Genomic DNA, 7,371 nt, shown 5'->3' with positions numbered 1-7,371 from the left:
GTGGCGAGACGAAGGTCGTCCGATTAGGAATGGTGCTGAAAGCATGACTCCTAGCACGTTTATTCCACGGCCACAATTTCAGCTAGTGGTTGATGCGGATACGGTCCTCGCAGCGATGCATGATCCAACACTTCGGATCATTGACTCACGGACCGAAGATCGCTACCGTGGAGAAAACGAGCCTATCGATCCTGTAGGGGGGCATATTCCTGGAGCGGTCTGTGGACCTTTCGCCGGAAATCTTCGCCCTGACGGTCGATTCCTGCCTAAAGAAGCGTTACGAACTCGCTTTCAGAGCTTGCTTGGTGACATACCCGTCGACCGCACCATATTTTACTGTGGCTCTGGCGTCACTGCTGCCCATAATCTGCTTGCCGTGGCACACGCTGGCTTGGGGAATGCCCTTTTGTACGCTGGCTCGTGGAGTGACTGGATTACCGATACGAGTCGCCCGATTGAGAAGGACTCAGCGTAGGGGATCGGCAATGCCAGCAGGTACTTAACCTGGGCCTCGGCTTCCGGATCAGGAACCCAACCGTACCCCGCGCGGTTTTGAACGCGATGTCATCGTCGATAGTGATCGTGCCTGTGGTGTCTTCGCCAATCCGCGCGTCACGGAGCGCGGCGACGGAACGCCCTCGTGGTGCTCGTGATCAGGTTGCGGGAGGGCATCCAGGCACACGAAGCCTGACGGGAGCACGCTGGAGGGTGCCCCCGCCGAGGTATGATCAGGAATCGTCGCCCGACCCTGCTGCGCGCCAGCCCGACGCAGGCCAGATCGTGGTATTGGGAGCGGCCAGCGCCAATCGCAGGCAGAGGATCCAGAGTGCCGCCGCTGCTACGCTCGCCAAAAACACCGGCCCGTAGCTGTCCAGGCGCTCGTAGATATAGGACCCGGCCCAGCCCATGATGGCGGCGCCTGATGCATACGCCCATTGATAGGTGCCGGTCACTAAGCCCAGCGACGGACCATCGAACAGATCGCCAAGCGTGGCGTTACGCACCGCGATCGTGGCGCCAACGCCCAGCCCTGCGACAAACGCCGTCAGCAGCAGCACGACCATCTCCAGGCCCGCAACCGAGAAGATCGCCAGCCCGATCCCAGAGAGCAGCGCCGCGCCGAGGCCGATCGTCCAGCGGCCCCATCGATCGGAGAGCGAGCCGCCGACCACCTGCCCGATCATGTAGCCGAGCGAGGTCACGCCCAGCACCGTCCCTGCGGCGCCCGCCGAGAAGCCGAGCGCCATCAGATGCGGCACGAGGTGCTGGTAGAGCGATTCGTCGAAGAGGCCGATGCAGACGCCGCCGATAAACATCAGCACGAACGGATACGAGCCCAGCAGACGCCGAAACGACAGCGACGTATGCTCCGCGCTCGGCATGACCACGCCACGCGCCACGAGGAAAATCGACGGAAAGCCGATGCCGGCGCTCAGTCCGGCCAGCGCCAGCAGGGCAACACGCCAGCCAAACGCCCCGCTGAGCCAGACCGCGCCGGGAACGATCACCGTCAGGCCAACGCCGATCCCGGCCCCGGCCACGCCCAGCGCGCTGCCGCGCCGCCGCGCGCCCGTCCGCGTCGCCGCAACGATCGTCGCGACTTGCAGCAGCGCGTAGGCTGGCGTTCCGATCAACACCAGCACCGCATACACCTGCCAGGGAGCCTGTGCCACGGCTACGCCCACCAGCATCAGCACCAGCGTGACGATGCCGATCGATAACGTTCGTCGAAACCCTTGCCGGTCCACCAGGCGTCCAGCCAGCGGCCCGATCGCCGCGACCGCCAGACTCCAGACCGAGTAGGCTCCTTGCAGCGCCGTCCGCGACGTACCAAACTCGGCGGCCATCGCAGGCGTGAGCGATGGAAAGGTGTAGACCGCTCCAGAGAGCAGCATCAGCAGCAGAAAGCCAGCAACCCGCATAGCATCTTTCCTCAATCGATCGTTCAATCCGACCGGTGTAGCTCGATCCTAGCCTCGTCCAGGCACGATCCGACCCTGCATCCAATCGGGCACGCCTAGGTCGAACGCGCGCAGCACCGTCGGCGCGACATCCAGCAGTTGCAGCCCCACGCGCTGCTCTTGAAGCTGCGCCCCATGCCGGAGATCCTGCCCCTGCGCCATGATGAAAATCCCGTCCCAGTCGTGGTTCGCGCCGTCGGGACCGGTATCGTTTTCCAGCAGATGGATCAGGCCGTGACCCACCGTTCCCGCCGAGCGCCAGTACAGATCGCCGAAGAAGACAAACAGATCTGGCGCGACATTGCGCACCTCGCGATACAGCTCGTCGGGACCGACCACCAGGTGATGGAGCGGCTGGCCGGATGCGTCGGGGATCGACTCGATCTGCTCCTTGAGTATCTGGCGGAAGCTGGCATACTCCGCCTGCGGCACCACGCCCGACGGCTCGCGACCCTCCACGTTGATAAAGACGCGCGCATAGTAGCCGCCCTCGCTCCAGGCGCTCGTCTCCGCCCAGTTAATATCGAGCTGCGCAAAGCGCGTGGCGCTGCTGGGATAGTGGTTGAGCACGAGGTAGCCCTGCTGCACCAGCCACTCGTTGATCGCGATGCTGCCGTCCATCCGCTTCGCGCCGTGATCGGAGACGATCAGCACTGTCGTATCGTCGTCGGCAAAAGCCAGCAGCTCGCCGATCAGCCCATCCACGTACTTGTGGTAGTCGTAGATCGCGTTCTGGAACGGATTCGGTCCGGGATAGAGCACGTGCGCCTGATCCATGAACTGCCAGAAGCCGTGATGAATCCGATCGACGCCGATCTCGACCAGCGCGAACAGGTCCCAGGGCCGTGTGGCAAGCAGATGTTTCGCGACCTTGAAGCGCTTCTCGGTCATCTCGTAGATCTGCTCCAGCAGCCAGCCTTTGTTATCGGTCCGAAAGCCCTTGACGTCGACCATGTAGTCGCCGACCAGCTTGCGCACCGTCGCGCCAAGCTCGGCGGGATAGGTAAACTGCTTCGCGTCGCTGGGCGTGAGAAAACAACTGATCAGATCGCCGGGAATCGGCCTGACCGGATACGTCGGCGGCACGCCGATCACGATCGAGCGCTTGCCGTGATCGCCCAGCAGATCCCACAGCGCCCGCTCGCGAACGCTCGCCGACGACGCGATGCGCATATGGGTGTAGCTGTAATCGGCACGGTTGTGAAAGCCGTAGATGCCAAGCTGGCCCGGATCGCGGCCGGTCAGCATCGACATCCAGGCTGGAACCGTAATCGGCGGCGTGCTGCTGCGGAGCCTGCCGTACACGCCAGCCCGGAGCACCTGACGAATATTCGGCAGATCGTCGAGCCAGCGGTCGAAGACCAGCTCCGGCGCGGCACAGTCAAGACCGATCAGCAGGACTTTGCGACGAGCCTGGTTGTGAAGAAACATCGAGCGCACCTCACCTTGTGCCACGCTTAACTGCCGGGTGTCGCGTGCAGCGACGACGGCTCCGCGCCGCGCTCCGTCTCCGGCGCGTGCGCGAGCGCATCCCACAGCACGCTTCCCTCGCAGTGCAGCGGGAACGGTATCTGTAAATAGGAGCAGATCGTCGGAGCCACATCGACCATGCGCGCCGGTACCTGCCGCCGACCGGCGCGAACCGGCGGGCCATGCAGCACCAGCATCGAGCGGATCGCCCGATTGAACGGCAGCGCCGAGTCGTGCTCGCCGGTAAACTCGCGGAAGAGCTGTGTCTGCTTGAAGGCCGCGATTCGCTCCGGCTGGAGGCGCTGCCCAACCCACGCATCGGCGGGCACGCTGATCGACGTGCGCGTCTGAAAGCCGGGAGCCATCGCGAAGATCACATCGCCCATCGAGCTGCCGTACAGCCCCAGCGCATGCGCGTCCTCCTGCCGACAGGCCAGACGAACCGGCGCCTGGCCGGTGCGCGGATCGCGCGCGCTGTAGAGCATCTGGATCACCGCCTCTTGCAGCGCGTACACCTCGTCGGCGGAGACGATGCCCTGCGGATCGCGGCCCGCGACGTTGAGATAGACCCGGTAGCCGTTGGCGTAGGCGCGGGTGCGCTGCCAGTCGATGCGCGGCGCGCCCGTGCGGCGATCACGGTAGAGCGTAAGCAGGCCGTGCCGGATCAGCAGGTGATTGGCGAGCAGCGCGGTGTGGTACAGATCGTGGCCGTGATCGCCGAGCACCACCACCAGCGTATCGTCGTCCAGCTCGTCCAGCACCGCGCCCAAAAACTGATCGGCCAGCTCGTGAACGCGGCCCAGCAGCTCCCAGTAGAACGGCGCCCGCTCCGGGGTATGCTGCGGATGTCCGGGATCGATCGCGCCCCAGTAGAGATGGTAGGCCATGTCGACGAAATGCACCTGAGTCATGAACAGATCCCAGGGCTGCGTCTGGAGCAGATAGCGCGCGGCGCGGCTCATCCAGTCTACATGCTGCTCGTAGATCTCAAGCTGCGTCTCGTCGTCGATCCAGCCTTGCAGCAGATCGTAGCCCTCGGTCCACTCCGCGAACGGCCCCGCCACCTCCAGCAGCGTCTCGGCGATATGCTCCGGGCGGGTAAAGCCAGCCTCCTGGTGAATCTGCGATTGATACAGCCGCAGCCGACGATTCGCGGCGTCGAACGCCATCACCTTGAGGCGGACATGCCCCGCGCGCGGCCCCTGCGCGGTCGGCAGCGTGACCCGTAGCCAGTCGCTCCAATCGCGGCTGCGCAGCAGCGCCGCGTCTCCGGCGCGGCGCTCCGTGGCAATCGCCAGGCGCTCCTCCTGGCCGACACGCAGCGCCAGCACGTACAGCGTCGTGCCCTCGCTCATGCCGCGACAGCGCAGCAACACCTGCGTCTCCCACAGCGGCTCGGCGTCGGCGGGCAGATCATCCCAGGCGTGCGGCGCGCTCACACTGAGCAGATTCGTACTCTCCTCGTCCAGATTATCCTGATCGCGGGTCAGCCAGTCCTGCGGATTGGCCGTCTGCTCGTTGGGCGTGATCGTCTGCGCGGTCATCTCCGTATCCCAGCAGCCGGAGTGCGCCAGATCCCAGACGCACTTGAGGCCGCCCCAGCCGCCAGCGCCATCGACCTGCACGACCAGATCGCCGCCGACGGGCGGCCACGACATCGGATACTTGAGTAGGATCGAGCGTTTTCCGGCGCGCGCGGCGGCCTGCCAGATGAACTCGGATCGCACCCAGTCGGAGCTACAGCTATGATGTTTTTGGTCGAGCGGCTCGCCCGCCTGGTGGACGGCAAAGCCCTCGACGCCGTGGGTGCTCGGCCAGGTGCCCGTGGCGATTGTGGTCCAGGCGGCGGGCGTCGTCGGCGGCATCGGCGGCGTAAGCTCCGAGTACCACCCCCGCTCACGTAGCCGCTGAAAGTTCGGCATGCGTCCCTCGGCCACGAACCGCTCGACCATGACCGGCGTGATGCTGTCAAGGCCGATCACGGCAACTTTCGGTTTCGACATATGTGCCCCTACTCCAAATAGCCTGGCGCTTCCAGGTGAATCCCTGTGAGTAACCGATCAGGCCGGATGCAGCCCGGCAAACCGCAGCCCCGCCCGCTCATCCCAGCCGCGCGCGATATTGAGGCATTGGATCGCGTTGCCCGCCCCACCCTTAACCAGATTATCGAGCGCGGCGATCACCACCAGATGGCGTCCATCCGCGTCCAGCGCAAAGCCGACGTCGCAGAAGTTCGTGCCGCTCAGGATCTTGGGCTCCGGCAGGCGGTACACGCCCGCGCGCTGCTTCACCAGCCGCACAAACGGCTCATCCGCGTAGCAGCGACGGTACAGCGCCCAGATCGCTTTCTCGGTCGTCGGCGCGTCCAGCGGCACATGACACACCACCTGCACGCCGCGCACCGCCTCGACCGCCGTGGCGGTCATGTAGACCGGCACGTTGCAGATCTGGCGAATCTCGGCGGTATGGCGATGGCCCAGCGGCTTGAAGACGCGCATCACGCCGCTGCGCTCGGCATGATGGCTCGACGGATTCGGCTCCGCGCCTGAGCCGCTTGAGCCGGTACGCGCATCCACCACCACCGGCTGCCGCAGCAGACCCGCCGCAGCCAGCGGCGAGAGCGCCAGGATCGCGGCGTTTGCCATGCAGCCAGGCACCGCGATCACCGACGCCTCACGAATCTGCGCCCGATTGATCTCTGGAATGCCGGGCACGAAGCGCGAAAGCCACTCCGGGGCCGGATGCGTCCCGTCGTAGTAGGCCGCGTAGTCCGCCGCGTTCCGCAGCCGAAAGTCGGCGCTCAGATCGATCACGGTCGGCGCGAGCGTGAGCCAGCGCGGCAGGCTTTGCATCGCCGTGCCATGCGGCAGCGCCAGCAAGAGCGCATCGCACGGCTCCACGGCCTCAGGATGCACGAAGGTGAGATCGGTCTGGCCCCGCAGGTTGGGATGCGCCGCATGCAGCGGACGGCGCGCGTAGCGCGTCGATGTCGCCTGGACGAGCGTCGCGTGAGGATGGTGCAGCAGCAGCCGGATGAGCTCGCCGCCGATATAGCCGGAGCCGCCGATCACCGCGATCTTCATAGCTCGGCGACCTCCAGAACATACTGGACCAGCGCGTCCGCAACGTCGACCTTCGTGGCTGCCATCATGCCGTGGAACTCCATCGTGTGATTGACCTCGTTGACCAGGAGCGTCCCGTCGGCGCGCTCCAGAAAATCGATCGCCAGCGCGCCGCCGCCGACCGCATGTGCGACGCGCAGCGACAGCTCCGCCAGCTCATCGGTGATCTCACAGGCCGTCGTCGTCGCGCCGCGCGCGGTGTTGGTAATCCAGTGCTCGGCGTGCCGGTACATCGCGCAGAGCACGCGCTTGCCGAGCACGATCGTACGCAGATCGCGTCCCGGCTTGTCGATATACTCCTGCATATAGATCACCGAGTGCATCGGCGATCCCAGGACCTGTTTGTGCTCAAGCACGGCCTCGGCGGCATCGCGGTCGTTGACCTTTGCCAGCAGCCGCCCCCAGGAGCCGCTGACCGGCTTGAGCACCGCCGGGTAGCCAAACCGATCGAGGGCCTCCAGCGCCGCCTCCGGCGTGAGCGCCACCGCCGTGCGCGGCGTGGGCAATCCCGCCTGCACCAGCGCCAGACTCGTCAGCAGCTTATCGCCGCAGGTGGCGATGACCTGGCTGCTGTTGCAGACCATGACACCGCGCGCCTCGAACAGCCGGGCCACGTACGGGCTGCGGGTGTTCGACATACAGCGATTGATCAGCGCCGCCCAGGGTACCGGCTCGTCGGCGAGCGCCATGCTCAGATCGCGCTCGTCGAGATGGCAGTACGGAATGTTGCGCCGCTCAAGCGCATCAAAGATCCGCTTCTCTTCGATCCGAACGCGCGAGGTCAGAACGGCCAGGGGCGCGTCGCGTCCGACACTCAT

The 7,371-nt window shown here is 65.4% G+C and carries 5 protein-coding genes; all 5 read right to left on the bottom strand.

Annotation, left to right across the window (positions count from 1 at the left end):
• Positions 1 to 728 precede the first annotated feature (728 nt).
• From VFZ66_15605 to lysX, 5 genes are read right to left on the bottom strand one after another with little or no spacing between them, the layout of a single operon-like run.
• Positions 729 to 1,922, bottom strand: a complete 1,194-nt coding sequence (locus VFZ66_15605; protein HEX6290615.1) for an MFS transporter — start codon at positions 1,920 to 1,922, stop codon at positions 729 to 731.
• Positions 1,923 to 1,970: 48 nt separating this feature from the next.
• Positions 1,971 to 3,392, bottom strand: coding sequence for an alkaline phosphatase family protein (locus tag VFZ66_15600; protein HEX6290614.1), 1,422 nt, complete (start codon positions 3,390 to 3,392; stop codon positions 1,971 to 1,973).
• A 26-nt stretch (positions 3,393 to 3,418) separates the two neighbouring features.
• A complete protein-coding gene (locus VFZ66_15595; protein HEX6290613.1) occupies positions 3,419 to 5,434 on the bottom strand; it encodes an alkaline phosphatase family protein in 2,016 nt (671 codons plus the stop codon).
• Positions 5,435 to 5,491: 57 nt separating this feature from the next.
• Positions 5,492 to 6,514 (bottom strand): N-acetyl-gamma-glutamyl-phosphate reductase, encoded by a 1,023-nt coding sequence (argC, locus tag VFZ66_15590; protein HEX6290612.1) that lies wholly within the window; start codon positions 6,512 to 6,514, stop codon positions 5,492 to 5,494.
• The gene (gene lysX / locus VFZ66_15585) at positions 6,511 to 7,371 is read right to left on the bottom strand and encodes a lysine biosynthesis protein LysX (protein HEX6290611.1); all 861 of its coding nucleotides are present in this window, start codon (positions 7,369 to 7,371) and stop codon (positions 6,511 to 6,513) included. The genes argC and lysX overlap by 4 nt, the downstream gene beginning before the upstream one ends.

It is taken from the genome of Herpetosiphonaceae bacterium, from assembly GCA_036374795.1.
GTDB lineage: Bacteria > Chloroflexota > Chloroflexia > Chloroflexales > Kallotenuaceae > LB3-1.
Note: the sequence above shows the minus strand (reverse complement) of the source record. Positions and strands in the feature narration are given on the sequence as shown.

Bases quoted from the DNA above. Each gene is read 5' to 3' on its own strand.
- VFZ66_15605 (HEX6290615.1), bottom strand. From the start codon at position 1,922: ATGCGGGTTGCTGGCTTTCTGCTGCTGATGCTGCTCTCTGGAGCGGTC.
- VFZ66_15600 (HEX6290614.1), bottom strand. From the start codon at position 3,392: ATGTTTCTTCACAACCAGGCTCGTCGCAAAGTCCTGCTGATCGGTCTT.
- VFZ66_15595 (HEX6290613.1), bottom strand. From the start codon at position 5,434: ATGTCGAAACCGAAAGTTGCCGTGATCGGCCTTGACAGCATCACGCCG.
- argC (HEX6290612.1), bottom strand. From the start codon at position 6,514: ATGAAGATCGCGGTGATCGGCGGCTCCGGCTATATCGGCGGCGAGCTC.
- lysX (HEX6290611.1), bottom strand. From the start codon at position 7,371: ATGAGTGTCGGACGCGACGCGCCCCTGGCCGTTCTGACCTCGCGCGTT.